This is a genomic window from Burkholderia pulmonis (genome assembly GCF_984667975.1).
In genome coordinates, this window is sequence record NZ_OZ480187.1 from 205,580 (window position 1) to 231,195 (window position 25,616).

At 68.4% G+C, this 25,616-nt stretch carries 27 protein-coding genes and 1 pseudogene; 17 read left to right on the forward strand and 11 right to left on the reverse strand.

Annotated elements, in window-relative coordinates; all coding sequences use genetic code 11:
• Nucleotides 1–31: 31 nt before the first annotated feature.
• Nucleotides 32–940: an HTH-type transcriptional regulator ArgP gene (locus AC5LXK_RS17720; protein WP_175845860.1), complete on the reverse strand. Its 909-nt coding sequence runs from the start codon at nt 938–940 to the stop codon at nt 32–34.
• 300 nt (nt 941–1,240) lie between these two features.
• On the opposite strand from AC5LXK_RS17720, the gene AC5LXK_RS17725 reads away from it, so the two are divergent.
• Together AC5LXK_RS17725 and AC5LXK_RS17730 are read left to right on the forward strand one after the other, a co-directional pair.
• A complete protein-coding gene (locus AC5LXK_RS17725) occupies nt 1,241–2,311 on the forward strand; it encodes a rhodanese-like domain-containing protein (protein WP_493392788.1) in 1,071 nt (356 codons plus the stop codon).
• Between the two features lie 124 nt (nt 2,312–2,435).
• Nucleotides 2,436–3,095 (forward strand): glutathione S-transferase family protein, encoded by a 660-nt coding sequence (locus AC5LXK_RS17730; RefSeq protein WP_493392789.1) that lies wholly within the window; start codon nt 2,436–2,438, stop codon nt 3,093–3,095.
• Between the two features lie 103 nt (nt 3,096–3,198).
• Here AC5LXK_RS17730 and AC5LXK_RS17735 read toward each other — a convergent pair whose 3' ends face one another.
• On the reverse strand, nt 3,199–3,891 hold the full coding sequence (locus tag AC5LXK_RS17735) for a phosphatase PAP2 family protein (protein ID WP_493392790.1): 693 nt from the start codon (nt 3,889–3,891) through the stop codon (nt 3,199–3,201).
• A gap of 425 nt (nt 3,892–4,316) precedes the next feature.
• On the reverse strand, nt 4,317–5,549 hold the full coding sequence (locus tag AC5LXK_RS17740) for an MFS transporter (RefSeq protein ID WP_493392791.1): 1,233 nt from the start codon (nt 5,547–5,549) through the stop codon (nt 4,317–4,319).
• Between the two features lie 101 nt (nt 5,550–5,650).
• Here AC5LXK_RS17740 and AC5LXK_RS17745 point away from each other — a divergent pair, with 101 nt between their 5' ends.
• Nucleotides 5,651–6,634 (forward strand): LysR family transcriptional regulator, encoded by a 984-nt coding sequence (locus tag AC5LXK_RS17745; RefSeq protein ID WP_493392792.1) that lies wholly within the window; start codon nt 5,651–5,653, stop codon nt 6,632–6,634.
• A gap of 30 nt (nt 6,635–6,664) precedes the next feature.
• Here the strand turns inward: AC5LXK_RS17745 and AC5LXK_RS17750 are convergent, their stop codons facing one another.
• From AC5LXK_RS17750 to AC5LXK_RS17765, 4 genes and pseudogenes are all read right to left on the reverse strand, one after another.
• Nucleotides 6,665–7,303 carry a 2-hydroxychromene-2-carboxylate isomerase gene (locus AC5LXK_RS17750; protein WP_493392793.1) on the reverse strand — a complete coding sequence of 213 codons (639 nt, stop codon included), beginning with the start codon at nt 7,301–7,303 and terminating at the stop codon, nt 6,665–6,667.
• Between the two features lie 112 nt (nt 7,304–7,415).
• A complete protein-coding gene (locus tag AC5LXK_RS17755; protein WP_493392794.1) occupies nt 7,416–7,895 on the reverse strand; it encodes an SRPBCC family protein in 480 nt (159 codons plus the stop codon).
• 120 nt (nt 7,896–8,015) lie between these two features.
• A pseudogene (locus AC5LXK_RS17760) lies at nt 8,016–8,496 on the reverse strand (SRPBCC family protein).
• Complete coding sequence (locus AC5LXK_RS17765; RefSeq protein ID WP_493392795.1) at nt 8,468–8,833, reverse strand: ArsR/SmtB family transcription factor; 366 nt, start codon at nt 8,831–8,833, stop codon at nt 8,468–8,470. The pseudogene AC5LXK_RS17760 and the gene AC5LXK_RS17765 overlap by 29 nt, the downstream one beginning before the upstream one ends.
• 202 nt (nt 8,834–9,035) lie before the next feature.
• Here AC5LXK_RS17765 and AC5LXK_RS17770 point away from each other — a divergent pair, with 202 nt between their 5' ends.
• Together AC5LXK_RS17770 and AC5LXK_RS17775 are read left to right on the forward strand one after the other, a co-directional pair.
• Nucleotides 9,036–9,566, forward strand: coding sequence for a GNAT family N-acetyltransferase (locus AC5LXK_RS17770; RefSeq protein WP_493392796.1), 531 nt, complete (start codon nt 9,036–9,038; stop codon nt 9,564–9,566).
• An 11-nt stretch (nt 9,567–9,577) separates the two neighbouring features.
• Nucleotides 9,578–10,363, forward strand: coding sequence for a YhfC family intramembrane metalloprotease (locus AC5LXK_RS17775; RefSeq protein ID WP_493392797.1), 786 nt, complete (start codon nt 9,578–9,580; stop codon nt 10,361–10,363).
• Nucleotides 10,364–10,378: 15 nt separating this feature from the next.
• Here AC5LXK_RS17775 and AC5LXK_RS17780 read toward each other — a convergent pair whose 3' ends face one another.
• A complete protein-coding gene (locus AC5LXK_RS17780; protein WP_493392798.1) occupies nt 10,379–11,296 on the reverse strand; it encodes a DMT family transporter in 918 nt (305 codons plus the stop codon).
• A 304-nt stretch (nt 11,297–11,600) separates the two neighbouring features.
• Here AC5LXK_RS17780 and AC5LXK_RS17785 point away from each other — a divergent pair, with 304 nt between their 5' ends.
• Nucleotides 11,601–12,179 (forward strand): hypothetical protein, encoded by a 579-nt coding sequence (locus AC5LXK_RS17785; protein WP_493392799.1) that lies wholly within the window; start codon nt 11,601–11,603, stop codon nt 12,177–12,179.
• 29 nt (nt 12,180–12,208) lie between these two features.
• Here the strand turns inward: AC5LXK_RS17785 and AC5LXK_RS17790 are convergent, their stop codons facing one another.
• Nucleotides 12,209–12,637: a VOC family protein gene (locus AC5LXK_RS17790; RefSeq protein WP_493392800.1), complete on the reverse strand. Its 429-nt coding sequence runs from the start codon at nt 12,635–12,637 to the stop codon at nt 12,209–12,211.
• Nucleotides 12,638–12,746: 109 nt separating this feature from the next.
• Nucleotides 12,747–13,949 (reverse strand): enoyl-ACP reductase FabV, encoded by a 1,203-nt coding sequence (fabV, locus tag AC5LXK_RS17795; RefSeq protein ID WP_493392801.1) that lies wholly within the window; start codon nt 13,947–13,949, stop codon nt 12,747–12,749.
• A 160-nt stretch (nt 13,950–14,109) separates the two neighbouring features.
• Between fabV and AC5LXK_RS17800 the strand changes: the two genes are divergently transcribed.
• The 6 genes from AC5LXK_RS17800 (at nt 14,110) to AC5LXK_RS17825 (ending at nt 19,682) form a co-directional block, all read left to right on the forward strand.
• Nucleotides 14,110–14,643, forward strand: coding sequence for a GbsR/MarR family transcriptional regulator (locus AC5LXK_RS17800; RefSeq protein WP_006480371.1), 534 nt, complete (start codon nt 14,110–14,112; stop codon nt 14,641–14,643).
• 88 nt (nt 14,644–14,731) lie between these two features.
• Complete coding sequence (locus tag AC5LXK_RS17805) at nt 14,732–16,051, forward strand: SDR family oxidoreductase (protein ID WP_493392802.1); 1,320 nt, start codon at nt 14,732–14,734, stop codon at nt 16,049–16,051.
• Nucleotides 16,048–16,518: a DUF2269 family protein gene (locus AC5LXK_RS17810; RefSeq protein ID WP_493392803.1), complete on the forward strand. Its 471-nt coding sequence runs from the start codon at nt 16,048–16,050 to the stop codon at nt 16,516–16,518. Before AC5LXK_RS17805 ends, AC5LXK_RS17810 begins: the two co-directional genes overlap by 4 nt.
• A 102-nt stretch (nt 16,519–16,620) precedes the next feature.
• The gene (locus AC5LXK_RS17815) at nt 16,621–17,490 is read left to right on the forward strand and encodes a thiol-disulfide oxidoreductase DCC family protein (RefSeq protein ID WP_493392804.1); all 870 of its coding nucleotides are present in this window, start codon (nt 16,621–16,623) and stop codon (nt 17,488–17,490) included.
• On the forward strand, nt 17,487–18,986 hold the full coding sequence (locus AC5LXK_RS17820; protein ID WP_493392805.1) for a TIGR01777 family oxidoreductase: 1,500 nt from the start codon (nt 17,487–17,489) through the stop codon (nt 18,984–18,986). Before AC5LXK_RS17815 ends, AC5LXK_RS17820 begins: the two co-directional genes overlap by 4 nt.
• 72 nt (nt 18,987–19,058) lie before the next feature.
• Nucleotides 19,059–19,682, forward strand: a complete 624-nt coding sequence (locus AC5LXK_RS17825; RefSeq protein WP_493392806.1) for a glutathione S-transferase family protein — start codon at nt 19,059–19,061, stop codon at nt 19,680–19,682.
• An 81-nt stretch (nt 19,683–19,763) separates the two neighbouring features.
• Here the strand turns inward: AC5LXK_RS17825 and AC5LXK_RS17830 are convergent, their stop codons facing one another.
• Complete coding sequence (locus tag AC5LXK_RS17830; RefSeq protein WP_493392807.1) at nt 19,764–21,176, reverse strand: serine hydrolase domain-containing protein; 1,413 nt, start codon at nt 21,174–21,176, stop codon at nt 19,764–19,766.
• 237 nt (nt 21,177–21,413) lie between these two features.
• Here AC5LXK_RS17830 and AC5LXK_RS17835 point away from each other — a divergent pair, with 237 nt between their 5' ends.
• The 5 genes from AC5LXK_RS17835 to AC5LXK_RS17855 all read left to right on the forward strand — a co-directional run bounded on the left by AC5LXK_RS17835 (nt 21,414) and on the right by AC5LXK_RS17855 (nt 25,548).
• Complete coding sequence (locus tag AC5LXK_RS17835; RefSeq protein WP_043181059.1) at nt 21,414–21,833, forward strand: HIT family protein; 420 nt, start codon at nt 21,414–21,416, stop codon at nt 21,831–21,833.
• Between the two features lie 253 nt (nt 21,834–22,086).
• Entirely contained in the window at nt 22,087–22,245 is a 159-nt protein-coding gene (locus AC5LXK_RS17840; protein WP_164992061.1) for a hypothetical protein, read from the forward strand.
• A gap of 156 nt (nt 22,246–22,401) precedes the next feature.
• Nucleotides 22,402–23,061, forward strand: a complete 660-nt coding sequence (locus AC5LXK_RS17845; protein ID WP_493392808.1) for a methyltransferase family protein — start codon at nt 22,402–22,404, stop codon at nt 23,059–23,061.
• A 378-nt stretch (nt 23,062–23,439) separates the two neighbouring features.
• Nucleotides 23,440–23,877 (forward strand): hypothetical protein, encoded by a 438-nt coding sequence (locus AC5LXK_RS17850; RefSeq protein WP_493392809.1) that lies wholly within the window; start codon nt 23,440–23,442, stop codon nt 23,875–23,877.
• Between the two features lie 834 nt (nt 23,878–24,711).
• Nucleotides 24,712–25,548 carry a bifunctional allantoicase/(S)-ureidoglycine aminohydrolase gene (locus AC5LXK_RS17855; RefSeq protein ID WP_098554206.1) on the forward strand — a complete coding sequence of 279 codons (837 nt, stop codon included), beginning with the start codon at nt 24,712–24,714 and terminating at the stop codon, nt 25,546–25,548.
• Nucleotides 25,549–25,616: the final 68 nt, after the last annotated feature.

Consider the following 25,616-nt stretch of genomic DNA (forward strand, 5'->3'; position numbering starts at 1 on the left):
GCCGGCGCTGGCGCCGGCTCGTCTCCTCGTTTCATTTCGGCAGCGGCGCGAGCAACCGGCGCGCCGCTTCGACGACGCGTTCGGACAGCGACGCCATCGTCGGCGACTGCACGGTCCATGCGTGCCAGTACAGCGTGACGTCGGTCGGATGCGCGGGCGCGAGGTCGACGAGCCCCTGCGCATCGAGCGGTGTCGTGCCGATCAGCGGCTCCGGCACCATCGCGTAGCCGAGCCCGTGCCGCACCGCCGCAAAGTGCGAATGGGTGCCCGGCACGTAGTGGCACGGGTACGCGCCGTCGGGCAACCCGAACTTTTCCTTCAGGAACGACGACTGCAGCGTGTCGCGCCGCGAATACGCGACGACGGGCGCCTTGCGCGCGCTCGTGCGGTTCAGCCCGCGCGGAAACCAGCGCACCGCGAACGCAGCGGCCGCGAGCAGCCGGTAGCGCATCGTGCCGAGCGGCGTCGCGATGCAGCCGCGCATCGGCTTCGGCTCGGTCGTCACGCAGCCGACCGCCATCCCGCTTTCGAGCAGCGCGAACGTGTGGTCCTGATCCTCGACGATCAGCTCGAACAGGATCCGCTCGCCCGCGAGCACGGACGTCAGCGCGGGCAGGAACCACGTGCCGAGGCTGTCGGCGTTCAGCGCGATCGTCACGGAGATCGGCGATTCGCGTTCGGTCGCGAGCGTGCTCTGCAGGTCGGCCTGCAGCAGCGCGACGCGGCGCAGGTGCTGCAGCACGCGCTGGCCGGCCACCGTCGGGCGGCACGGCCGCGTGCGCAGCACGAGCGGCGTGCCGAGGCTCGCTTCCAGCGCGCGGACCCGCTGCGTGACGGCGGATGCGGTCACGTGCAGGCGCACGGCCGCCTGCTCGAAGCTGCCGGTGTCGGCGACGGCCAGCAGCGCGGCGGCCTGCTTCGGATCGATCGTCATCGACATGTCGGTGGAATTCCTGTGATCGGGGACGAGAACAGGCCGTAGTGTAAGGCAGCGTGCGCAACCGTTCGCGCGCGGCGAATCGTCCCGCCGTGCGTCATTCGTCGTGGGAATCGGTTGCAGCGTATGGGATGCCGGCAGCGCGTGCATTTTGATCTACGCTGTATGAATGGGCGAAAACCGGCCGGCGCGATACCGCTCGCGCGGCGGCGATGTCATCATGCCGACGGCGGCGCGGCACGACGATGTGCGGCAGGCAGGCCCGACCACACCCACCTGAACAGGCGACGGAGCGACCTCGAGATGATCTTCCGGCAACTTTTCGACCCGCAATCGTCGACCTACACGTATCTGCTCGCCGACCGCGCGTCGCGCGAAGCGCTGCTGATCGATCCCGTGTTCGAGCAGGTGCGCCGCGACGCTGCGCTGCTCGACGAGCTCGGGCTGCGGCTCGTCGCGACCGTCGACACGCACGTGCATGCCGATCACGTGACGGGCGCGTGGCTGCTGAAGCAGCGCGCGGGCAGCGCGATCGCGATCTCGGCTGCGAGCGGCGCACAGGGTGCCGACCGCTACCTGAACGACGGCGATCGCTGCGCGTTCGGCGCGCGCTACCTGACCGTGCGCACGACGCCGGGCCACACGAGCGGCTGCATCAGCCTCGTGCTCGACGACGAATCGATGGCGTTCACCGGCGATTGCCTGCTGATTCGCGGCACCGGCCGCACGGATTTCCAGCAGGGTGATCCACGGGCGCTGTACCGCGCGGTGCACGGCCGGCTCTTCACGCTGCCGGCTGCATGCCTGCTGTATCCGGCCCACGACTATCGCGGGCTCACGGTGACGAGCGTCGGCGAGGAGCGGCGCTTCAACCCGCGACTCGGCGGCGATCTCAGCGAAGACGATTTCGCGGGCTACATGCGCAACCTCGGGCTCGCGCATCCGCGCCAGATCGACGTCGCGGTGCCGGCGAACCTGCAATGCGGCGTCGCCGCGAACGCGCCCGACGCGCAGGCGGCGGCCGACTGGGCGCCGCTCGTCTATACGTTCGCCGGCTTCTGGGAAATCGATCCGCAATGGCTCGAGGATCACCTGCCGGCCGTGCAGGTCGTCGACGTGCGCGAACCGGACGAATTCACCGGACCGCTCGGCCACCTGCCCGGCGCGACGCCGATTCCGCTCGGCGAACTGGCCGCGCGCACCGGCGAGATCGCGCGCGACCGGCCGGTCGTGACCGTGTGCCGGGCCGGCGGGCGATCCGCGCAGGCGACCGTGATCCTGCTGAAGGCCGGCTTCGACGCGGTCGCGAATCTCGGCGGCGGGATGCTGCGCTGGCGTGCCGAAGGGCGCGTCGTGAAGGACGGCCGGTCGTAGCGGCCGAAGCCGGTTTAAAAAAATTTCCGGACCGATGTCGAAACGGCCCGATGCCGTTCGTCGTCAAGGTATCCGATCATGGGGCGCCGCATGACGTGGTGCCCAAACCCTGAGAGACCGCACGATGAAGCCGACGCTTTATGCCCATCCTTTTTCGTCCTACTGCCAGAAGGTGCTGACCGCGCTGTACGAGAACGGCACGCCGTTCGAGTACCGCCTGCTCGCGCACGACGATCCGAAGCCGATGCAGGAACTGACCGCGCTGTGGCCGCTGAAGCGCTTCCCGGTGCTCGTCGATGCGGGGCGCACGGTGATCGAGGCGTCGATCATCATCGAGTATCTCGGCCTGAACCATCCGGGCCCCGTGCGCCTGCTGCCCGACGATCCGCACGCCGCGCTCGAGGTGCGGATGATGGATCGTTTCTTCGACAACTACGTATCGACGCCGCAGCAGAAGGTCGTGCACGACGCGCTGCGACGGGAATCCGAGCGCGATGCGCGCGGGGTCGCCGATGCGCGCGCCATGCTCGACACGTCGTATGCGTGGCTGGACCAGAAGATGGCCGATCGCGAATGGGCGGCCGGCGACCATTTCAGCCTCGCCGATTGCGGCGCGGCGCCGTTCCTGTTCTACGCGGACTGGACGCACCGGATCGATCCGAAGTTCGCGAACGTGATCGCGTACCGCAAGCGTCTGCTCGCGCGGCCGTCGTTTGCGCGCGCGGTCGACGAGGCACGGCCGTTTCGTTCGTTCTTCCCGCTCGGCGCGCCCGATCGCGACTGACGTGCGCGGCCGTCGCGCGGCGTGATGCTGCCGCGCACGGCCGGCAGCGCGTACCCGGGCGACGGAACGACAGCAGCAGCGGCAGCATCGCGGCACCGTCCCGTTACATCGTGTGCGTGACCGACTGCGCGAGCGTCAGCAGTTCGTCGAACTGCGTGATCAGCTCGAAGCACAGCAGGAACGCGAGCGTATAGGCCGGGGCGGGGAAGCGCCGGATCATCTCCAGCACCTGCGGCGCGAAGTGCGACCGGAGCGCGTCGCGCGTCAGCAGCCACGCGATCGCGATGCCGATCGCGGCGCCCGCGATCAGGTCGGTCGGGTAGTGAAAGCCGAGATACGCGCGCGGCAGGCAGATGAATACGACCGAATACAGCAGCGCGAACACGCCGACGCGGCGCGCGATGATGAAGATGCCGGTCGCGATCGCCATCCACAGCATCGCGTGATCGCTCGGAAACGAACTCCATGCCTGCAACGTGCCGGCGCGCAGTCCGGCCGACGGGAAGTGCAGGTGCAGGTCGGGGTTGTAGATCGGTCGCACGCGGAACGGCAGCACCTGGGCGAGCACGCGGCCGAATGCGAGCGCGATGAGCCCGCTCGCGATCGTCGCGACCACCAGCTCGCGTTGCCGCTCGCGGTTCGGGCCCGGCTGGAACCACAGCCAGCACAGGACGGGAATGAGCACGAAGCCCTTGAACGTGTACAGGCCCGCGATCACGCGGATCGCGTGATTCATCAACGGGCTGAAGGTCACGTGAGTGAGGAAGATCTGGAGCGTGGTGTCGAAATGATTCATGTTCTGCGACCCCGGCGGACGCGGCGCATGACGCGCGGCCGGCAGGATCTGGAAGCGCGCTCGCCCGGAGCGCAACGGGGGGCAAGTATGTCACCCGTTATTTCGAAGAAAATGCGAAAAAATACCGGGAATCCCCTGATAAAACGGCGCTGCGTGGCGGGGCCGGATGGGAGCGCGCCGTGCGGTGCGGCAGGGTCGAATCGTCCGATGTTTGCGCGCGCCGGCGTACGTCCGCCGGAAAAATATTTGGTTGAACTGCGCAATGCAGAAGGCCGGTGCGGACCTTGCGCCGGATGATCGATCGCCGTGCGATCCGCCGGCGAATCTGCCGGGCCGCGCGGCGTCGTGCATGCATCGACCGAAAATAAAAGAAAAGGCGGGCAAGCCCGGTGGGCCTGCCCGCCTTGCCCGCGCGATGCCGGATTTCAGTTGCGCCAGATCCGCACGGCGAGCGCGGCCAGCGACGTCGTGACGGCCAGCGCCGTCACCGCATTCCAGCCCAGTTGCGCGAGCAACAGGCTGCCGATCGCGGCGCCGGCCGCCATCCCGACGAACATGCCGACGAACAGCACCGCGTTGAGGCGGCTGCGCGATGCGGGATCGATCCGGTAGACGATCGCCTGGTGCGCGATCAGCGTCGCCTGCACGCCGAGATCGAAGCCGATCGTCGCGACCGCGAGCAGCACGAGCTGCGCATGCGGCGACATCAGCGGCGCGGCGGCCATCGACGCGAACGACAGCGTCGCGATACCGATGCCGATGCGCGTGACGCGCTCGGGGCCGTGATGGTCGGCCAGACGTCCGGCAATCGGCGCGGCCAGCGCACCGGCGGCACCCGCAAGGCCGAATGCGCCCGCGGCCGCACTGCCGAGATGGAACGGCGCACCGTGTAGCATCACCGCGAGCGTCGACCAGAACGCGCTGAACCCGATGGCGAGCAGCCCCTGCGCGAGCGCGGCGCGGCGCAGCGCCGGATGGTTGCGCCACAACGCACCGAGCGAGCCGATCAGCGCGCGATACGGCAGGCGCGTGGTCGGTTCGAAGCGCGGCAGCCCGCGTGCGGCCACCGCGCCGATCGTGGCGACGCTGACGGCCGCGAGCGCGAACATCGCGCGCCAGCCGGCCGTTTCCGCGATGAAGCCGGCCACGACGCGCGACAGCAGGATGCCGAGCAGCAACCCCGTCATCACCGTGCCGACGATGCGGCCGCGATGCGTGTCGTGCGCGAGCGTCGCGGCGGCCGGCACGACGTCCTGCGCCATCGTTGCGGCGAGGCCGATCGCGAAGCTCGCCGCGAGCAGAAGCCCGAGCGACGGCGCGATCGACGCGAGCAGCAGCGCGACGACCAGCGCGGCCGCCTTGGTCACGATCACGCGGCGCCGGTCGAAGCGGTCGCCGAGCGGCGCCAGCAGCAGGATGCCGAGCGCATAGCCGAGCTGCGTGAGCGTCGGCACGAAGCCGATCGCGCGCGCCGACGCGCCGAGATCGGGCCCGAGCGCGCCGAGCATCGGCTGCGCGTAGTAGAGCGGGGCGACGCCGAGGCCGGCGGCGGCCGCGAGCAGCAGCACGAGCCGGCGATCGGGCATCGAATGGGCGGCCGGATGGGCCGGGGCGTGCGCCATGCGCGGCGCGGCGTCGAGACGGGTCGGGGTGGACATGGTGTGCATCCTCGGTTGGATAACGCGATGGACGCGAGTGTGGCGGCACGCGCCAGGCCACGGTAGTGCCGCCTTGCGCAGATTTGTTATACGCTCCACGCATGACTGAAAAATCTTCCATTTCTCCCGCTGCTGGCGGGTCTCAGCGCATTCAGGCCGTGCCGGTGGACGGCGCAGGCTATCGTTTCGAGCTGATGGAAACCTTCGTACGCATAGTCGAGGCCGGCAGCCTGTCGGCCGCCGCCGCGCAACTGCATACGACGCAGCCGACCATCAGCCGGCGGCTGCAGGCGCTCGAACGTTCGCTCGGCATGCGGCTGCTGCAACGCACGACGCACACGATGCGGCTGACCGTCGACGGCGAGCGCTGCTTCAAGCGCGCGAAGGAGCTGCTGGCGAACTGGGCGGCGTTCGAGGCCGATTTGCGCGGCGCGCAGGAGGAGCCCGACGGGCTGCTGCGCGTCGCGGTGCCGCATGCGTTCGGACAGGAGCGTTTCGTCGCGCCGCTCGCGCAGTTCCTGCGCGACTATCCGCGCGTGTCGGTCGAATGGCTGCTGCAGGACGAGGTGCGCGATTTCATCGGCAGCGGCATCGATTGCGCGATCCAGGTCGGGGAGCCGACCGATCCGGGCGTGGTCGCGATCCGGCTGACGAAGGTGCCGCGCTTCGTGGTCGCCGCGCCGTCCGTGCTGAACGGCGCCGATGTGCCGGCCGATCCCGATGCGCTGGCCGCGTTGCCGTGGCTCGCGTTACGCACGTACTACCGCACCGAGCTTGCGCTGACGCATGCCGCCACCGGCGACACGCGACGCATCGCGATCCGGCCGCGCATCACGACCGCGAACCTGTATACGCTGCGCAGCGCGGCGCTGCTGGGCGTCGGCGCGTGCGTCGGCTCGTCATGGATGCTGGCCGGCCATCTCGAGCGCGGCGAGCTCGTGCACCTCGCCCCCGAGTGGCAGGCCGCGCCGCTGCCCGTCTACCTGACCTATCCGCATGCGCAGTTTTATCCGTCGCGGCTCGTGCGGTTCGTCGCGATGATGCGCGAGGCCGTACCGACGCTCGTCGAAGGACGCGAAGGGTGATGCCGCCGGCGCGCGATGGCGGCCGTGCCGTCAGCCGCGCCGGATGCCTTCGGGCAGTGCGCTGATGCGGCGCACCTCGGGCGAGTCGAGCCACGTGCGCGACGTCGCGCAGTCGGCGAACATGCCGGTCGCGTCCTCGCCCCAGAACAGGTCGCCGTCGAGTGCGAAGGTCGGCACGCCGAATACGCCGTCGGCGATCGCCTGATCGGTGTTCGCGCGCAGTGCATCCTTGACCGACTGCGCTTCGACGGCCGTCACGCCCTCCGGAAAACCGACGGCCTCGCACAGTGCGGCGAAGCCTTCCGGTGTCGAGACGTCCTGGCCGTCGCGCCAGATGTGCCGGAAGATCCGCTGGATGGCGTCGCGCGAACTGCCCATCGCGATCGCGAGGCGCAGCGGCTTGATCGGGTTGAACGGATGCGCGGGCGGCATCCGGAACGCAATGCCGAGCTTGTCGGCGCGATATTGCGCGTGACGATAGGTGAAGACGCGCTTGGCCGCGATCTCCGCCGGCGCTTTCTGGCCCCAGTGCGTGAGCAGCGCGCCAAGCACGATCGGCCGGGGCTCGAACGCGGCGGCGGGCGGCAACTGGTCGAACTGTTCCTGTTGCAGATAGGCGAACGGCGAAACGAAATCGAAATACCAGATGGCGGTGCGCGCGGCGTTCATCGCGAGTGTCTCCTCGTGCGGGTCCGGATGGATCGGGGGCGGACCAGTGTCGCACGTGGCGGCGTTTTGCGCTGCCGCACCGCCTTTTCGCTGCCGGCGCGAACGGCAGCCGCTATGCGGCCTCGACCAGCGCCGCGAGCCGTGCCAGCGCCATCTGCCAGCCGGTTTCGTTGTCGGCGGCCGGCACGCCGGGCGGTACGCCGTCGTGCACCGCGTCCACGCGTGTGCCGCCCGCTTCGTCGGACAGCGTGATCGTGATCGTCATCGCGCCGCGCAGCATCGGGTCGTCGGTTTCGAACACGTCGATCTCGACGATCTGCTCGTCGGGCACGAGCGTGACGAAGCGGCCGTGATAGGTATCGGTGCGCGCGGCGGTCTTGCCGATGCCGGCCGACGGTGGTGCGTCGTAGCTCAGCGATACGCGCAGCGCGCCGCCCTCTCGCGCATCGTACGCGTGCACGCGGCAGGTCATGCCGTCGGGCACCTTCCACTGCTCGACCGCGTGCGGATCGAGCAGCGCACGGTAGACGCGCCCGCGCGGGGCGTTCAGGTGCCGGCTGACCCGGGTCGAATGCGTGTGCGTGTGCAACATGTGGCCTCCCGCGGAGCGCGCGCGACGGTGCACGCCGGAGACCGGCGTGTCGTCATGCTTCCTTCAGGAATCCTAGGCGCGGGCGCGGCGGCATGCAATGGGCGCACGCCGGTCTGCGCGTCAGCGCAGGGTTGCGGCGAATGCGTCGAGCTGCGTGATGCAGGTGTTCCAGCCCTCGAAAAAGCCGAGCGCTTCGTGGCGCTCGCGCGTCGCGGCATCCGGATGCATCACGCGCGCTTCGTAGCGGCTGCCCGCGTCGTCGTCGGCCATCGTGATGATCGCCGTGAAGCCCATCCACGGCGCCTGCGGCCGCCAGTCGCCCGAGAGCATCGACGTGAACGCGATGCGCGATTCCGGCACGATTTCCAGGAAGCAGCCGGGGTTGTCGCTCGTGCCGCCGTCCGGGCCGCGCATGAACGTGTGGAAGGCGCCGCCCGGCCGCAGGTCGAACGCGCGCACCTCGGTGGTCCATGGTTGCGGGCACCACCATGCCTTCAGCAGTTCGGGTTCGGTCCATGCGCGCCACAGCGCGCGGCGCGCGCAGCGTGCGCGTAATGACGAGATCGTGGGTTTCAACGGGTTCGACGTGACTTGCTGACATCTTGCTCCTCCTGGTGACGGCGTTCGACGAATTCGACGAGACGATCGGATCGTGCTTCCCACGTCGCGCGCTGCGCGGCGAGCCATGCCTCGGCCTCGGTCAGCCGGCTGCCGACCAGCGCGCAGGTGCGCGAGCGGCCCGTTTTCCGGGTCTCGACGAGACCGCTGCGCTCGAGCACGGCGACATGCTTCATGAACGATGGCAACGCCATGTCGAACGGCGCGGCCAGCGCGGAGACGGTCCGCTCGCCCTGGCCGAGCGCGCTGACGATCGCGCAGCGTGTCGGATCGGCGAGGGCGTGGAAGACGTCGCTGATGCCGGGTTTAAAGTTAGCCATATGGCTAAGTGTAGCCGTTGTGAAGGGCGATGCAGCGAAAATTTTCGTCGCGTACGATGATGGGGCGGTAACGCGCGCCGACCGGGCGCCGCGCTGCCGGACGCCTGCCGTCGTTGCGCAAGCTTTGACATCGGCCGGCGCTCTTTCGATTCCGGCCCATGCCGAACCCGCGCGTGCGGCCTATCTGACTACCGGAGATGGCATGACCGAATCTGTTACCGTCCGCCGCGTCGACGCACGCGAAGCGACGAACTGTATCGAGGCGCTGGCCGACGTGCTGATCGATTGCGTTGAAGGCGGCGCGTCCGTCAGCTTCATGTTGCCGATCGAGCGGCCGACTGCCGTCGCGTTCTGGACGCGCGTGGCCGAGGGCGTCGCGAACGACGAGCGCATCCTGCTCGTCGCCGAGGATGCGTCCGGCCGGATCCTCGGCACGGTGCAGGTCGTGACCGCGCAGCCCGAGAACCAGCCGCATCGTGCGGACATCTCGAAGATGCTCGTGTCGCGGCACGCGCGCCGGCAGGGCATCGCCGCGCGGCTGATGGCGGCGGCCGACGTGGCCGCGCGCGACGCCGGCAAGACCGTGCTCGTGCTCGACACCGTGACGGGTGGCGACGCCGAGCGGCTGTACGAGCGGGCCGGCTGGCAGCGGGTCGGCATCGTGCCGAATTACGCGCTGATGCCGGACGGTGCGCTCTGCGCGACGACGTACTTCCACAAGCAGCTCGCGTAACGGCGTCCGCCATGCATCCGGTCGCCCCGGTGCTCTTGTTCCTCACGCTCGCGGCCGGAGTCGTCGCGCTGATCGCGCCCGTGTGGCTCGCGGTGATCTGGCGGCGCCGCACGCAGGTGCCGTTGCGCGTGTTTTGCTACGGCATGCTGACCTTCTTCGTGTTCCAGCCGGTGCTGCGCCTGTCGTGGCAGATGCCGTTGTTCCACTGGCTCGGGACCGATCGGCGCTGGCACGTGCCGATGCTCGTGTTCGCGGCGTTGACGGCCGGGCTCTTCGAGGAATGCGGGCGCTGGGTCGCGTTCCGGTACCTGCTGCCGAAGCGGCGCGACGCGCAGACTGCCGTGATGCTCGGGCTCGGGCACGGCGGGCTGGAAGCGATGCTGCTGGTCGGTGTCGGGTTCGTCGTGCTCGGCACCGGCTACCTGCTTGCGCATGCGGGTGTCGTCGTGTCGGCCGGCGTGCAGTCGCTGATCGGGTCGCAGTTCGCGGGCATGACGCTCGCGTCGCCGTTTCTCGCGCTGTTCGAGCGGGCGAGTGCGATGGCCGCGCATGTCGGGCTGTCGCTGATCGTGTTGCAGGCGTTCGTCCGTGGCACCAAACGCTGGCTCGCGTATGCGATCGCGTTCCATTTCATGTTCGACCTCGTTGCGGTGTTGCTGACGCGGTATTGGCATGTCGATACCGTGCTGGTCGAGGTGCTGCTGTTCGTGTGCAGTGTCGCGCTTCTGTGGCTGGGTGTGCGCTGGAGTCGTCGGGGAGCGGGGGCTGGCGATCCGCGTACGGGGCATGCCGTTTGACGGACATGGTTCGTTTCAGCCGTGCGCGGCGGGGTTTGCCTGGCGGATGGCTTGCCGCTCCCCCGTTCGCCACCGGTTCACGAGACTCAAACCCATCCCTGCCGTGACGATCGCAATACCCGCGAGCGCCGGCGCATGTGGCCGCTCCCCGAGCAGCAGCATCGCCTCGAGCGTGGCAAGCAGCGGCATCAGCGCGGCGAAGGTCGCGCCGATCGCCGGGCCGAGCGCGACGACGGCCCGGCTGAAGCAGTAGAGCGCCAGCACCGACATCAGCACGCCCTGGTAGATCGCCTGCGTCGCGATGGCCGCGACCGGCGCATGCAGCACGGCGCCGCCGCGCACGGCGAGATAAAGCGGACAGTAGAACACCGCCGAGCCGACCGCCACGACGGCCGTCGCGTGCAGCGCGCCGGTTCCGGCCCGTTTCGTCGTCACGTTGTAGACGGCCCACAGCAAACCGCCGAGGACGAACAGCCCGAGGGCCGGCAGCCCGATCGCGCCGTGCAGCGCGTCGGACGCGGTCAGCACGATGCCGCCGAGGATCGCGACGATGCCGGCGACCTGCGCGGCGCTCAGCCGTTCTTGCGTGACCTGCCGCCCGAGGATGGCGGTGAACGCGATCATGCTGCCCGGCGTCAGCGCGAAATAGCCGACCGGCGCGCGGCTCAAGGCCGCCGCGACGGTCAGGATGTACGGCGCGCCGGCGCCGGTCACCATCAGCGCGATCGATGTCGGGCGCAGCGTGCCGAGGCCGTGGCGCAGCAGGACGGGCAGCAGCAGCGCGCCCGATACGACGAAGCGGATGAAGGTGATGTCGTACGCGTCGAGGGTCGAGTGCGTGACGCCGACGCGCGTGACGACCGGAAAGCCGCCCCAGATGAGCGCGGCGAGCAATCCGTAGCCGATGCCGGTGAGCCGTTCGTTGCTGTTCATGTGCTGTCCTTGCCGTGCGGCCGCTGCGTATGCGGTGGAGCGAGCCGATAGGGGGCAAGAATGCGGGGCTTCCAGTCATGCGTCCAATATATTATTCAGGCGTTATTAGGTCGTAAAAAGTCTTTGTCGAGACGAAATGGCGGATCGCGATGGTGCGCGTCTCGCCGTCTGCCGGGGCGCGGTGAGTGCGGGCGTCCCATGGAAGCCGGCCGGAATGAAAAACGGGGCTGAACGCGTTGCCGGTCCGATATATTCACGTTCAGGCAGGAAGACTCCATCGCCACGCCACGGAACCGCCGCTTCGATGAAACGCTCCCACGTCGTTTTCGCCCTCACGGGCCTGCTGGTCGCGCTGCCGATTGCCGCGTATGCGCTCGTCAAGCCGCTGCGCGTCGTCGCGCCGTCACTGGTCCCCGGCGTGTCGTGCCCGAGCGCCGGCATCTGCACGGACGATGCCGCGAAGCTCGGCGATGCGCAGCAGCTCTATCGCGACGGCTATGCGCGCGCGGCGGCGGCCGTCGGCGCGTTCCGCGACGCGCCGCGCGTCGTGTTCTGCTCGACGCGCACGTGCGCCGATGCGTTCGGCCTCGGTTCGCGCGCGGCGCTGACGCTCGGCGATTTCGGCGTGGTGATCGCGCCGCGCGGCTGGCAGACCTATTTCCTCGCACACGAGCTGATCCATCACCGCCAGGCGGAAGCGCTCGGCAACCTCGCCGTCATGACCAAGCCGCGCTGGCTGATCGAAGGGATGGCGTATTCGCTCAGCGAAGATCCGCGCCATCCGCTGGCCGAGCCGTTCGAATCGTGGCGTTCGCGCTTTGCCGCGTGGAATGCGGCGCGCGGCGCGCAACCGCTGTGGGATGCCGCGCGGGCGGTGGAGTAGCGCAGTGCGCCGGGTGACGCGCGAGGGCGTCAGTGGGCGGCGAAGGGGTCGTAGCTGCCGAAGGTCCAGACATTGCCCTCGGGGTCGCGCACGTTGTAGCCGCGGCCGGGATAGCCGTCGTTGTCCGTGGGCTCGGTGAGGATCTCGGCGCCTGCCGCACGGGCGCGGGCGCAGTGCGCGTCGGGGTCGTCGATCACCGCGCACACGCACATCGTGATGCCGCCTGCCTCGGACGCGGTCTTCCAGCGATACAGGTCGCGCACGGGGCCGGGGCGGGCGGAGCCGAGCATCACCATCTGGCCGTTGAGCGTCAGCTCGGCGTGATGGATCAACGTCGGGTCGTGGTCATCGGCGTAGACTGCGTGGCGCTCGAAGCCGAAGGCGTTGCAAAGGAAGTCGATGGCGGCCGGCGCGTCGGTGTAGCGCAGGCAGGGGATGAGGGCGTGATGGACTGGCATGGTTCGAACCTCCGGCTTGGGGTCGGGTTCTGCTTCGTCACTGCTCGAGGGGAAAAACGCGCGGATTCGTCCCGCCGCCCACGCTTCGGCGCGGCGGCGGGCCGTACGGTCAGACCGTCGTGTCGATGATGCCCGGAATCTTCACGTCCGGGTTCACGTCCGCTTCGTAGTCGACGCCCGCGATCTCGAAACCGAACAACCGCAGGAAGTCGGTCTTGTAGCCGGCGAAGTCGGTCGTCTCGTACAGGTTCTCGTTCGTCACCTTGTCCCACATCGCGACGACCTTCGACTGCACCTGCGGATCGAGTTCCTTGTAGTCGGCGCGCAGGCGGCCTTCTTCGTCGATGTGCGGCGTCGCGCCGTACAGGCTGTCCTTCAGGAGCCCGTACACCTGCTCGATGCAGCCTTCGTGCGTACCGGTTTCCTTCATCACCTTGAACAGCAGCGACAGGTACAGCGGCATCATCGGGATCGCCGAGCTGGCCTGCGTGACGACGGCCTTCAGCACCGACACGCGGGCATCGCCGCCGTGCGCGGCCAGCTTGTCGCGAATCGACAGCACCTTCTTGTCGAGATCCTTCTTCGCTTCGCCGATCGAGCCGTTCCAGTAGATGTCGTGCGTGATCTGCTCGCCGAGGTACGTGAACGCGGTGGTCTTCGCGCCGTCGGCCAGCACGCCGGCTTCGGCCAGCGCGTCGATCCACATCTGCCAGTCCTCGCCGCCCATCACGGCGACGGTGCCGTCGATCTCTTCCTGCGTCGCCGGTTCGAGCGCGACGTCGCGGATCACTTCCTTGTCGGTGTCGAGGCCGCGGAACGTGACGGCCTTGCCGATCGGCTTGAGCGTCGAGCTGATGGTTTCGCCCGTCTTCGGGTGCGTGCGGCGCGGTGCCGCGAGGCTGTAGACAACCAGGTCGACCTTGCCGAGATCCTGCTTGATGGTATCGATCGTGACCTGTTTGACCTTGTCGGAGAATGCGTCGCCGTTGATGCTGCGCGCATAGCGCCCCTTTTCCGCGGCGAATTTCTCGAACGCGGCGCTGTTGTACCAGCCGGCGGTGCCCGGCTTCGTCTCGCTGCCGGCGCGCTCGAAGAACACGCCGAGCGTGTCCGCGCCCGAGCCGAATGCGGCCGAGATCCGGGCGGCGAGGCCGTAGCCGGTCGACGCGCCGATCACGAGCACTTTCTTCGGGCCATTGGCGATCGGGCCGTGCGAAGTCACGTAGTCGATCTGTTCCTTGACGTTGGCTTCGCAGCCGACGGGATGAGTCGTCACGCAGATGAAGCCACGCACGCGCGGTTTGATGATCATTGAAACCTCTTGTCAGAAAGGCAGAAACGGCCTGAAATCGGAAAATTCCCGCGCATTGTAATGGATGCGGCCGATCGCGGGCGGGCGCGGCCGGCAGGTGCCGGGTCGCCCGGTTATTTCTCTCTTGACAGAAATAACTGAAATGAATAAATTTACCGACATGGAACTCACACCGATCGCCGAACGATTCATTCTCCATTGGGGCGAAATGGGCTCGCGGTGGGGCGTCAACCGCACCGTCTCGCAGATTCACGCGCTGCTCTACCTGGCCGGCCGGCCGGTTGCGGCCGACGAGATCGCCGAGACGCTCAACGTCGCGCGCTCCAACGTCAGCACGAGCCTGAAGGAGCTTCAGGCTTGGCGGCTCGCGAAGGTCGTGCACGTGCTGGGCGATCGCCGCGACCACTTCGAGACGTCGACCGACATCTGGGAGTTGTTCAAGCTGATCGTCGAAGGGCGGCGCCAGCGCGAGATCGAGCCGACGCTCACGGTGCTGCGCGATTGCCTGACGAACCCGGAGATCGCGAACGAGAGCCGCGAGACCGAACAGCGGATCCGCGACACGCTGCAGTTCGTCGAGACGCTCACGACCTGGTCGGACGAGATGCTGCGGCTCAAGCCCGATACGCTGATGAAGGCGCTCGGCATCGGTGCGAAGATCAGCCAGACGGTCAGGCGCAAGCCATCGAAGTAAGCGGTAACGGACGGGCGGGCAGACAGCCCGCTTTTTTCGGGGTTGTTATTTCTGTTTGTACAGAAATAACTGTAAATAGAGGATGAAAATGAACGCAGTCCTGCCGTCGACATGCCTGCACGATCGCACCGGCGCGCGCAGCATGACCGTTCTCGTTTGCGGCGCGAGCGGCTTCATCGGGCGGGCGCTGTGCGCGCGGCTCGAAGCCGGCGGCCATCGCGTGCTGCGCGGCGTGCGTCACGCCGCCGGCCCGGGCGACGTCGCGATCGATTTCGCGAACGACGTCGATCCGCAAGTGTGGCTGGCGCGGCTGAAGGGCGTCGACGTGGTGATCAATGCAGTCGGCATCCTCGCCGATCGACGCGGCGCGACGCTCGATGCCGTGCACCGCGCCGCGCCGTGTGCGCTCTTCACCGCGTGCTGCCGCGCCGGCGTGCGGCGTGTGATCCAGGTCTCGGCGCTCGGTGTCGAGCGCGGCGAGACCCGCTACTTCGCCAGCAAGCACGCGGCCGACCGCTTCCTGCAGACGCTGCCGATCGATTTCCGCATCGTGCGCCCGGCGCTCGTCTACGGGACGGAGGGTGCGTCGGCACGGTTTTTCCGGATGCTCGCGAGCCTGCCCGTGCAGGTGCTGCCGGCCGGCGGCCATCAGCGGCTGCGCCCCGTGCATGTCGACGATCTCGCCGAGGTCGTCGCGCAGCTCGTCGAGCAACCGGGCGATGCATGGGCGGCCGGCGGCCGGGTGATCGACGTGGTCGGCAACGACGAAGTCGAATACCGCGAGATGCTGGCGAGTTACCGTGCCGCGCTGGGCTTTCCGCGGGCTACCCGTGTGACGCTGCCGGGCCCGCTGGTCGGCGCGGCGGCCGTGCTGTCCGGCGCGTTGCCGGGCGCGATGCTGACGCGCGACACGTGGACGATGCTGCGCGGCGGGAACACCGGCGATCCGGCGGCCACCGCGGCCATCCTGGGCCGGCCGCCGCGCGGCATCGGCAGCTTCATCGGCGCGGAAGCCGCGGTGCTGCGCCGCGATGCGCTCGCGATGTGGCGGCACCCGTTGCTGCGGGGCGCGCTCGCGATCGTCTGGGTCTGGACGGCGATCGTCAGCGCATTCATTCATCCGCTGCACGCGAGCCTCGCGCTGCTGGCGCCTGCGCACCTGACGGGGCTGCCCGCGCTGATCGCGCTTTACGCAGCCAGTGCGCTGGACTTCGCGTTCGGCATCGCAACCATTGCCGCGCCTTCGCGGCGCCTGTGGGCCGCGCAAGCGGCGCTGATCGTCGCGTATTCGGCCGTCATCGCGGTCACGATGCCGGGCCTGCTGGCCGAACCGTTCGGCCCCGTGCTCAAGAACGTGCCGATTCTCGCGATCCTGTTGATCCTCTTTTCAGAAGAAGAACAAGCATGAATACCTATCTCGTCATCAAGGCGCTTCACATCCTGTCCTCGGTGCTGCTCGTCGGCACGGGGTTCGGCACCGCGTTCTACCTGTTCTTCGCGAACCGCACGCGCTCGGTGCCCGCGATCGCGGCCGTGTCGCGGCTCGTGGTACGCGCGGACTGGTGGTTCACGACACCGGCCGTGATCTTCCAGCCGGCGTCCGGGCTGTGGCTCGCGCATACGGCCGGCTGGCCGTGGCATACGCCGTGGCTGCTCGCATCGATCGTGCTGTACACGGTCGCCGGTGCATGCTGGCTGCCCGTCGTGTGGTTGCAGCTCGAACTTGCATCGATGGCGAAGCTCGCGCACGCGAACGGCGAGGCGGCCCTGCCGGAGCGCTACTGGCGCTACGCGAAGCGCTGGGAACTGCTCGGCTATCCGGCGTTCTTCGCGATGCTGACCGTCTACTTCCTGATGGTGGTCAAGCCGATGTAAGCGGGGCGCCGCCATGCGGGACCGGTGCGGCGTCGATACCTGTCTGAAAGCAGTCAATCAATCGATTCATGATGCTTGCGATAAAAAGAAGGAGTGCAAAGCATGAACTCAAGTGAATTGGTTCTTTATTTCGACGGACGATGTCCGCTTTGCGTCGCGGAAATCCGGCGTCTCGGAGCCCGCGACGCGCGGCACCGGCTCGCGTTCGTCGATATCGCGGGGCCGGGCTTCGACCCGGCGCCGCTGGGCGTCGGCCTGCCCGCGCTGAATCGCGAGCTGCATGCGCGCCTGCCCGACGGACGCATGCTGACCGGCGTCGACGGCATCGTGGCAGCCCATGCGCTGGTCGGGCGCCGCTGGCTCGTCTGGCTGCTGCGCGTGCCGGCGATGCGGGCCGCGCTTGCGCCGCTGTATCGCCGCTTTGCACGCAACCGGCATGCGGTTTCGCGCTGGCTCGGGTATCGCGCCGAAGTGTGCTGCGACGAGGCGGTGTGCGGGACCGGCGAGGTCGCCGAAAGTACGAGCGGAGACCGGCCCGCGCGCGACACCGCACGCCGCCTCGTCGTGCGCTGGATGATCGCCGCGGCGCTCGTGCACCTGCTCGTCGGCGTGGCCGTTCCGTGGGTGGCAGGCGCGCCGTGGCTCGACGCGTATCACCGCGGCATCGAGCTGCATTTCTGGTCGGGAGCGGCGCCCGATGCCGCGCGCGCCCAGCAGGTCTGGTGGATGTCGCTGATCGGCGCGACGGTGCAGTGCGCGTCGGTCTGGATGCTCGCGCTCGTTCACCTCGGCAACCGGCTGCGGAAACGGGAAGTGTGGGGCTGGCTGCTGGCCGGCCTGTTGATCTGGGCGCCGCAGGACATGCTGTTGTCGTGGCAGGCGCATGTGTGGGGCCATGTGGCGATCGATGTCGCGGCACTCGTCGCGATGGTGCCGCCGCTCGTGTGGCTGTGGAGGAGGGATACCGTATGAACACCTTGCCTGCTTTCGACTGGGCGCTCAACCTGCTGATCGTGCAGGGCGCGATGGGCGCATTCGATACGCTTTATCACCATGAACTCACGCAGGACCTGCCGCACAGCCCGCGCGCGCGGCTCGAGCTGGCGATTCATGCGGTGCGGTCCGTGCTGTACGGCCTCGTGTTCGCGTCGATCGCGAACGTCGCGTTCCACGGCGCATGGGTCGCGGCCCTCGCGGCGGTCGTGCTCGTCGAAGTGGTGCTGACGTTGTGGGATTTCGTCGTCGAGGACCAAAGCCGCAAGCTGCCGGCGACCGAACGCGTGCTGCACACGCTGCTGGCCGTCAACGGCGGCGCGCTGTTCGGGATGATCGCGATGCAACTGGCCGTATGGGTGCACGAACCGACCGCGCTGCACGCGATCGACCTCGGCTGGCGCGGCTGGCTGCTCAGCCTGTTTGCCGTCGGCGTGACGGTATCGGGGCTCCGCGACGGGATCGCCGCGTGCCGCATCGCGCACCGCACGCCGGCGGCCAATCCGTTTGCGGGGCAGCCGCCCGGCAACGTGCTCGTCACGGGCGGGACCGGCTTCATCGGCGAAACCCTCGTGAACCAGCTGCTCGATGCGGGTCATACGGTCACGTTGCTCGCGCGCGATCCGCTGCGAGCGGCCTACCTGTTTCAGGGGCGTGTGCGCAGCGTGACGTCCTCCGAACAGCTGCAGCCGCACGAGCGCTTCGACACGATCGTCAATCTCGCCGGCGCACCGGTGCTGGGCGCGCGCTGGAGCACGCGCCGGCAGGCGGTCCTTCTCGCGAGTCGCGTCGGCGTCACGCAATCGCTGATGCGCTGGGTCGAGCGTGCCGAGGTCAAGCCGCGCACGTGGATCCAGGCGTCCGCGATCGGCTATTACGGCGTGCGGCCGGGCGACGAACGGCTCGACGAAGGCAGCAGCGCCGGCACGGGCTTCATGTCGGATCTGTGCCGGCAGTGGGAGCGGTCCGCGCAGCCGCTCGAGCGTGATGGCATGCGCACGGTGGTGCTGCGGCTGGGCATCGTGTTTGGCCCTGGCGGCGCGTTGCGACCGATGCTGCTGCCGCATTACTTCGGCATGGGCGGGCGGTTCGGCGACGGCGCGCAGGTGATGAGCTGGATTCACCGCGACGACGTGCTGCGGATCGTCGCGCGTGCGATGTCGAATGCGGGCATGCACGGCGTCTACAACGCGGTCGCACCGGTGCCGCTGACCCAGCGCGAGTTCGTGCAGATCGTGACGAAGGTGCTGCGCCGCCCCGCGTTTCTGCACGTGCCGGCCGCGCCGCTGCGCGTCGCGATGGGCGAGATGGCCGAGCTGTTGCTGGACGGGCAGCGCGTGATGCCGGCCCGGCTGCATCAGGACGGCTTCATGTTCCGGTTCCCGACGGCCGAGCACGCGCTGCGCGACCTGACGAGCCGGCCGCACACCGATTTCGCCCATTCGACCTGCCGTTTCCCGCGAGGTCGTGTATAAATTCGGCGTGAACGCGTTCGGGGCGTGTCGTGCGCTCCGAACGCTCCGCATCCGAACTCACAAGGAGACTGCATGCTGCACATCCTCGGCAAGATCCCGTCCATCAACGTCCGCAAGGTGCTGTGGCTGTGCACCGAACTCAATCTGCCGTTCGAACAGGAAGACTGGGGTGCGGGCTTTCGCACGACCCACGATCCGGCCTATCTCGCGCTGAATCCGAACGCGCTCGTGCCCGTCATCAAGGATGACGATTTCGTGCTCTGGGAATCGAACACGATCATCCGCTATCTCGCGAACCGCTATGGCGGCGACGCGCTGTATCCGGCCGAGCCGCAGGCGCGTGCGCGGGTCGACCAGTGGATCGACTGGCAGGGCGCGGACCTGAACCGCGCGTGGGTCGGCGCATTCCTCGGTCTCGTGCGCAAGTCGCCCGATCACCAGGATCCGGCCGGCATCGCGCAGTCGATCGCGGGCTGGACGAAGCACATGCACGTGCTGAACACCCAGCTCGAAAAGACGGGCGCGTACGTGGCCGGCAACACCTTCACGCTCGCGGACATTCCGATCGGCCTGTCGGTGAACCGCTGGTTCGGTACGCCGTTCGAGCATCCGGAATTGCCGGCCGTGTCGCGCTATATCGAGCGTCTCGCCGCGCGCGACGGCTTCAAGCAGTACGCGGGCAGCGCGAACCCGTAATGCAAGGCAGGTAGTACGTGAAGCGGGGGCAATGAAAGCGCCGCCGCTTCACTTCCGATTCACCGCCTCAGGTGCCCGTTCTTACGCACCGGGCGCCGGCACCGCATCGAGCACGCGCGCGAGAAACGCCTCGTGATTCCACGCGGATTCCGGCCGCGACAGCCCGAGCCGCACGACCACCAGCTGACGGCTCGGTACCACGCTCACGAACTGGCCTTCATGGCCGACCGCATGAAATGCGTCGGCCGGCATCGCGCGCGCCTGCGGGTCGCGATCGTTGAACGGCTCCGGCACCTTGACCCACAGCTGCGCGCCGAATTCCTGGCGCGACGACTGCGGCGTCGCGCGCGTCAGGTAGCGCACCCAGCCTTCCGGCAGCAGCCGCTGCCCGTTCCATACGCCATCCTGCAGCAGCAGCTGCCCGAAGCGCGCCCAATCGCGCGCGCTCGCATACATGTACGACGGCGCGACGAGCGTGCCGGACGCATCGGGCTCGAATACCGCGCTGTGCATCCCGAGCGGCGCGAACAGCGCGCGGCGCGGATACGCGAGGTAGTCGTCCTCGTTGCCGCCCAGCGCCTCACGCATCACGCGCGCGATGATCTCGCTCGTACCGCTCGAATAGGACCACTGCGTGCCGGGTGTCGCGGCCAGCGGCTTCGCCGATGCGAAGCGTGCCATGTCGGGCTGCGTGAACAGCATCACGGCGACGTCGGACAGCGGGTCGTCGTAGTCCTCGTTGAATTGCAGGCCGCTCGTCATTCGCAGCAGCTCGTCGAGCGTGATGGCCGCACGTGGATCGCCGCTGCCGCGCCATTCGGGCAGCAGCGCAGCGGTATCCGGAGACAGCTTGTGCTGCGCGACGAGCGTGCCGACCAGCGCGGCCGTCACGGTCTTCGTCATCGACCAGCCGGGCAGCGGCGTATCGGCCGTGAAGCCGGGCGCATAGCGTTCGGCGATCACCTGGCCGCGCCACATCACGACGACCGCGCGGGTGCGTCGCGGCCGCGCCGGGTCGGGCTCGTCGAACGCGCGGTCGATCGCGGTCTGCAGCTTGTGCGCATCGATGCCGGCGGGCGGCGTGGCCGGGACGGGCGGGTCGGACGGCGGATCGGGAAGAGGCGGCAACGCGGCCGGCAAGGTCGTCGGCGCCGCGCCGGACGAGGAGCCGGGCGCGAGCGTGCAGCCGAGCCCGGGCCGGAAGTCGGCTTCGCGCTCGGCGAAGCCGGCGAAGGTTGCCGTTGCGCGATGATGGTCGGGATCGATCGACGGGCGCACCAGTTTCAGCAGCGGATGGACGCCGGCCATGATGTCGACGTCGATCACGGACGCGGCCGGGCGGCCCGATACGAATACGCCGGAGCACAGCGCCTTCGCCGCGTAGCCGGTCGCGATCGGCGCGAGCCGGGACAGCATGAAGCCGGCGTAGCCGACCGCCGCAACGAGTGCGAGCGCGACACCGCGCAGAATCAGCTTCTTGAGGGGGATCGTCATGCGCGAGCGTCCTCGGTGGCGTGCCGGCCGGCAACGTTACGGCAGTGTCGCAGGTTCGGGCGATACGTGGCAATCGCGGCCGCGTGACGCGCGACGATCGCCGCACGCATTTGCGATGTTTCGCGCCGGCCGCTCGACCTGCTGCGTCGTGCGAGTTGAAATGCGGCCCGCCATCGGCCGATAATCGTCCGGCATTGCTCTCCCGGTCCAACCGTCCAACCGATATCGGAAAACGCCATGTCCTACGACAACAACAACCCGTTCGCGAAAATCCTGCGCGGCGAACTGCCGTGCGTGAAGGTCGCCGAAGACGACGCGACGCTCGCGATCATGGATCTCATGCCGCAGGCCGACGGTCACGTGCTCGTGATCCCGAAGGAGCCGGCCGCGCAGATCTTCGAGCTGTCCGGCGACGCGGCCGCGGCCGGCATCCGCATGACGCAGCGCGTCGCGGCGGCGGTGCGCGCGGCGCTCGAGCCGGACGGCGTGTTCATCGGCCAGTTCAATGGCGCGGCGGCCGGCCAGACGGTTCCGCACGTGCACTTCCACGTGATCCCGCGCTGGGAAGGCGCCGAACTGCGGATGCATGCGCGCGAAATCGCCGACGCGGCGACGCTCGAAGCGCTCGCGCAGCGCATTCGCGCGCGCTTCGTGTAACGGCGCGGCAGCCCTCGGCGCGGCGGTCGCCCACGGGCCGGCCGTCGCGCCGCTCGGGTCTGTTTCAGCGGTCATGTGGGGTAACACGTGTAACGACCCACGAAACTCGGCCCGGCAAGCCCGGCGCTAGACTCGGCGCATTACATCATCGAGCGACAGGAAGGGCGGATTGCCTCTTCGTGCCGGCCGCCGCCTGTCGCGGCGGTGCGGCTTTCGCGAGGTGCCATTCGTCATTCGCGCCGGGAGCCGAGCCATGTCCAGACTTCTCATCACGCTTGCCCTGATCGGCGGCCTGTCCGGCTGCTACGTCGCGCCGCCCTACGGCTACGCGCCCGCCTACTACGGCTATGCGCCGGCGTATTACGCGCCGCCCGTCAGCGTCGGGATCGGCGGCAACTTCCGTATCCGCTGATCCGGCCCCGCGCGCGGACCCCGGCCGCACCGGCCCGGTCCGCCGCCTTGTGCCGGACGATTTGCGCGGCTTCGCCGGCCGCATGACGGCGGCGTGCTGCGCTTCGTGCGTGCGGTTCCTATACTTCACAGGAAAGCGCATCCCGGCGAGGCCGTCATGACCGTTACACGCAAGGTCGCAATCGTCTCGGGCGTATCCACGCTCGTCTATCTCGGGCTCGCCGTGCTCGGCATCGGCGGGTTCGCTGCATTCTTCTCCCATCCGCCGCTGACCGTCGTCGTGATCGCGACGCTCGTGATGGCCGTCGCCGCGATGTTCACCGAAGGCAACCTGAGCAGCGGCGAGCGCGAGAATCGCGACAACCGCTGGGTGCTCGGCGCATTCGCGGTGAGCGGGTTCCTGCTCGCGTACCTGCCCGCGCTGACCGACCGGCTCGACGTCTGGACCTTCGGCGGCGACACGGTGCGCTGGATCGGCGTCGTGCTGTACATCGCGGGCGGCGCGCTGCGGATCTGGCCCGTGTTCGTGCTCGGCAAGCGCTTCAGCGGGCTCGTTGCAATCCAGCCGGGCCATACGCTCGTGACCGGCGGTATCTACCGCCGCATCCGCAACCCGAGCTACCTCGGTCTGCTCGTCAATTCGGTCGGCTGGGCGCTGGCGTTCCGCTCGGGCGTCGGCGTGCTGCTGGTCGTATTGATGCTGGTGCCGCTCGTCGCGCGCATCCGCTCGGAGGAGGCGCTGCTGCGTTCGCAATTCGGCGCCGAATACGACGCGTATTGCGCGCGGACGTGGCGGTTGCTGCCCGGCGTGTACTGACCCCGCATTTCCCTCCTCGACTGTCGCCGGGGCGCCTGTTCACGGCGCGTGCCCGATGTGTTGCCACGTGTGTCTCAAACGTGCGACGCCGCGCAGGGCCGGACGGTTGCCGCGTGGGCGCCGACCCCCGCCAAAGCCAATGCCAGAAAGGGTTTCAGACGATTTCGAGGAGGGTGTTCGACCTCACTTATTCGTAAACAACTTGTTACCAGAATGTCGACGGCAAGGAAGCGGGACCGGTGCTATTCTTCGCCGCAAGCTCATTGAAATGAATTGGTCCGCGGTTCGGCACAGTGCCTGACACGACGTCGATCGATTCAGATCGTCGTACCGAGCGGACCTTCAATAACCAGATTGCGAACAAGGAAGAATACGGGAATGTGGAAGAAAATCGCCCCCGCTCTCGTCGTCGCCGCGCTGACCGGCACGACTGCACTGCCGGCTCTGGCAGGTGACATGAACAATGCGCTTGGCGGCGCGCTCGGCGGGGTAGCCGGCGCAGCAGTCGGCGGTGCGCTCGGCGGCAGCACGGGCTCGGTCATCGGCGGCGCCATCGGCGGCGGCGCAGGTGGCGCAGTGACGTCGAACCGTCACGAGCGCACCGGCGCGATCATCGGCGGCGCACTCGGTGGCGGCGCAGGTACCGCGGCAGGCAACGCGATGGGCGGCCGCACGGGCGGCCTGCTGGGCGCGGCTGTCGGCGGCGGCGCCGGCGCGGCACTCGGCGGCAACATGTCGCGCAGCTCGTACGAGCGCGATCGCGGCGACCGCGGCTACCGTCACCGCAAGCATCGTCACCACCGCGACTGGGACTGATCGCCGCTGGCGCGGCACGGTGCGCGATTCGCGCACCGGCGCGCCGACGGCGTCGGCACCCGACGCGAGCAGCAGCCCGGCAGTCTGCCGGGCCGCCATCGCCGGCCAGACCGGCGACGCTTCTCCGGCTTCCTCAGCCGCTGCCATGTGCCCGATCAACGGGCCGGCAACACACCTCCCTCCGATTTCCTTTCCTCTCGACGACACGCCTGCCGCGTCTGAACGCGCCCGGACAGGAGCGGCGAACACCATCCGCTTTTCCATCGACACGTCGGCCCCGTTCCGCTCCGCCCGCGACCGGCGACCCTGATGCCGCGACCTGTTCTCGCGCGCGTATCGACCGCCTTCGATTCGTGTAGCAGGACAACTCGCGACCTGCGCGCGCGCCGCGTGTCACCGCGGTCGGACGCATCGCTGCCGTCAGGATTTCCCTGATAGCCAGACCGTCTCGCCACGCCTCCTCGCCGCGTGTCGCGGTTGCCGGCGGGTAGTGGGAAATCGAATGGATATCATCGCAACATTTAATTGGTCGATCGGGATCGACTTCGCTATCGTCAACGATGCCCGCGTACGGAGTCGAACCGTGCCGTCGTCCGCGCCTCGCCGCATGATCGCGAGCGCCGCGGCCCGGCCGCCGGACCCGACAACCCGGGCCGCCGCGTCCGCTGAACCGGACGGACCCGACGCGAAGCCTGGCCGACCGAACGAAGGCGCATGCGCCTTCAAGCCACCCCGGCAACGATGTCCCGCCGCCGCATGCGCGCCCCACGCGTGTGCGAACCGCCCGATGCCGTTTGCGCCCGGGGCCGGACCAACCCATTGCCTGGATGCAATATGTCTAAGACAACGTACTACGCGCCGCATGGCGGCCACCCGCCGCAGACGGATCTGCTGACCGATCGCGCGATGTTCACCGAAGCGTACGCGGTGATCCCGAAGGGTGTGATGCGCGACATCGTCACGAGCTGGCTGCCGTTCTGGACGAACACACGCCTGTGGGTGATCGCACGCCCGCTGTCGGGTTTCGCGGAAACCTTCTCGCAGTACATCGTCGAAGTGAATCCGGGCGGCGGCAGCGACAAGCCCGAGCAGGACAAGAACGCCGAAGCCGTGCTGTTCGTCGTCGAAGGCGAGGCCGAGCTGACGCTGCAAGGCAAGAAGCACACGCTGAAGCCGGGCGGCTACGCGTTCATTCCGCCGGGCGCCGACTGGACGCTGCACAACGTCAGCGATGCCGCGGTGCGCTTCCACTGGGTGCGCAAGCACTACCAGGTCGTCGACGGCATTCCGCTGCCGGAAGCCTTCGTGACCAACGAGCAGGACGTCGAGCCGATCCCGATGCCGGGCACCAACGGCGCATGGGTCACGACGCGCTTCGTCGACATGAGCGACATGCGTCACGACATGCACGTGAACATCGTGACGTTCGAGCCGGGCGGCGTGATTCCGTTCGCCGAAACGCACGTGATGGAGCATGGCCTGTACGTGCTGGAAGGCAAGGCCGTCTATCGGCTGAACCAGGACTGGGTCGAGGTCGAAGCGGGCGATTTCATGTGGCTGCGCGCGTTCTGCCCGCAGGCATGCTATTCGGGTGGCCCTGGCCGCTTCCGCTACCTGCTGTACAAAGACGTGAACCGTCACATGAACCTGACGCTGAACCCGGCGCGCTGAGCGCCGCGCAGGTCGGACACGAAAGCCCGCCGGTGCATGCCGGCGGGCTTTTTTCATGGGCGGCGCGT

What these genes read in the sequence shown, in the direction of transcription:
- AC5LXK_RS17720 (WP_175845860.1), bottom strand. Translation starts at nt 940, where the DNA reads ATGTCGATGACGATCGATCCGAAGCAGGCCGCCGCGCTGCTGGCCGTC.
- AC5LXK_RS17725 (WP_493392788.1), top strand. Translation starts at nt 1,241, where the DNA reads ATGATCTTCCGGCAACTTTTCGACCCGCAATCGTCGACCTACACGTAT.
- AC5LXK_RS17730 (WP_493392789.1), top strand. Translation starts at nt 2,436, where the DNA reads ATGAAGCCGACGCTTTATGCCCATCCTTTTTCGTCCTACTGCCAGAAG.
- AC5LXK_RS17735 (WP_493392790.1), bottom strand. Translation starts at nt 3,891, where the DNA reads ATGAATCATTTCGACACCACGCTCCAGATCTTCCTCACTCACGTGACC.
- AC5LXK_RS17740 (WP_493392791.1), bottom strand. Translation starts at nt 5,549, where the DNA reads ATGTCCACCCCGACCCGTCTCGACGCCGCGCCGCGCATGGCGCACGCC.
- AC5LXK_RS17745 (WP_493392792.1), top strand. Translation starts at nt 5,651, where the DNA reads ATGACTGAAAAATCTTCCATTTCTCCCGCTGCTGGCGGGTCTCAGCGC.
- AC5LXK_RS17750 (WP_493392793.1), bottom strand. Translation starts at nt 7,303, where the DNA reads ATGAACGCCGCGCGCACCGCCATCTGGTATTTCGATTTCGTTTCGCCG.
- AC5LXK_RS17755 (WP_493392794.1), bottom strand. Translation starts at nt 7,895, where the DNA reads ATGTTGCACACGCACACGCATTCGACCCGGGTCAGCCGGCACCTGAAC.
- AC5LXK_RS17765 (WP_493392795.1), bottom strand. Translation starts at nt 8,833, where the DNA reads ATGGCTAACTTTAAACCCGGCATCAGCGACGTCTTCCACGCCCTCGCC.
- AC5LXK_RS17770 (WP_493392796.1), top strand. Translation starts at nt 9,036, where the DNA reads ATGACCGAATCTGTTACCGTCCGCCGCGTCGACGCACGCGAAGCGACG.
- AC5LXK_RS17775 (WP_493392797.1), top strand. Translation starts at nt 9,578, where the DNA reads ATGCATCCGGTCGCCCCGGTGCTCTTGTTCCTCACGCTCGCGGCCGGA.
- AC5LXK_RS17780 (WP_493392798.1), bottom strand. Translation starts at nt 11,296, where the DNA reads ATGAACAGCAACGAACGGCTCACCGGCATCGGCTACGGATTGCTCGCC.
- AC5LXK_RS17785 (WP_493392799.1), top strand. Translation starts at nt 11,601, where the DNA reads ATGAAACGCTCCCACGTCGTTTTCGCCCTCACGGGCCTGCTGGTCGCG.
- AC5LXK_RS17790 (WP_493392800.1), bottom strand. Translation starts at nt 12,637, where the DNA reads ATGCCAGTCCATCACGCCCTCATCCCCTGCCTGCGCTACACCGACGCG.
- fabV (WP_493392801.1), bottom strand. Translation starts at nt 13,949, where the DNA reads ATGATCATCAAACCGCGCGTGCGTGGCTTCATCTGCGTGACGACTCAT.
- AC5LXK_RS17800 (WP_006480371.1), top strand. Translation starts at nt 14,110, where the DNA reads ATGGAACTCACACCGATCGCCGAACGATTCATTCTCCATTGGGGCGAA.
- AC5LXK_RS17805 (WP_493392802.1), top strand. Translation starts at nt 14,732, where the DNA reads ATGAACGCAGTCCTGCCGTCGACATGCCTGCACGATCGCACCGGCGCG.
- AC5LXK_RS17810 (WP_493392803.1), top strand. Translation starts at nt 16,048, where the DNA reads ATGAATACCTATCTCGTCATCAAGGCGCTTCACATCCTGTCCTCGGTG.
- AC5LXK_RS17815 (WP_493392804.1), top strand. Translation starts at nt 16,621, where the DNA reads ATGAACTCAAGTGAATTGGTTCTTTATTTCGACGGACGATGTCCGCTT.
- AC5LXK_RS17820 (WP_493392805.1), top strand. Translation starts at nt 17,487, where the DNA reads ATGAACACCTTGCCTGCTTTCGACTGGGCGCTCAACCTGCTGATCGTG.
- AC5LXK_RS17825 (WP_493392806.1), top strand. Translation starts at nt 19,059, where the DNA reads ATGCTGCACATCCTCGGCAAGATCCCGTCCATCAACGTCCGCAAGGTG.
- AC5LXK_RS17830 (WP_493392807.1), bottom strand. Translation starts at nt 21,176, where the DNA reads ATGACGATCCCCCTCAAGAAGCTGATTCTGCGCGGTGTCGCGCTCGCA.
- AC5LXK_RS17835 (WP_043181059.1), top strand. Translation starts at nt 21,414, where the DNA reads ATGTCCTACGACAACAACAACCCGTTCGCGAAAATCCTGCGCGGCGAA.
- AC5LXK_RS17840 (WP_164992061.1), top strand. Translation starts at nt 22,087, where the DNA reads ATGTCCAGACTTCTCATCACGCTTGCCCTGATCGGCGGCCTGTCCGGC.
- AC5LXK_RS17845 (WP_493392808.1), top strand. Translation starts at nt 22,402, where the DNA reads ATGACCGTTACACGCAAGGTCGCAATCGTCTCGGGCGTATCCACGCTC.
- AC5LXK_RS17850 (WP_493392809.1), top strand. Translation starts at nt 23,440, where the DNA reads ATGTGGAAGAAAATCGCCCCCGCTCTCGTCGTCGCCGCGCTGACCGGC.
- AC5LXK_RS17855 (WP_098554206.1), top strand. Translation starts at nt 24,712, where the DNA reads ATGTCTAAGACAACGTACTACGCGCCGCATGGCGGCCACCCGCCGCAG.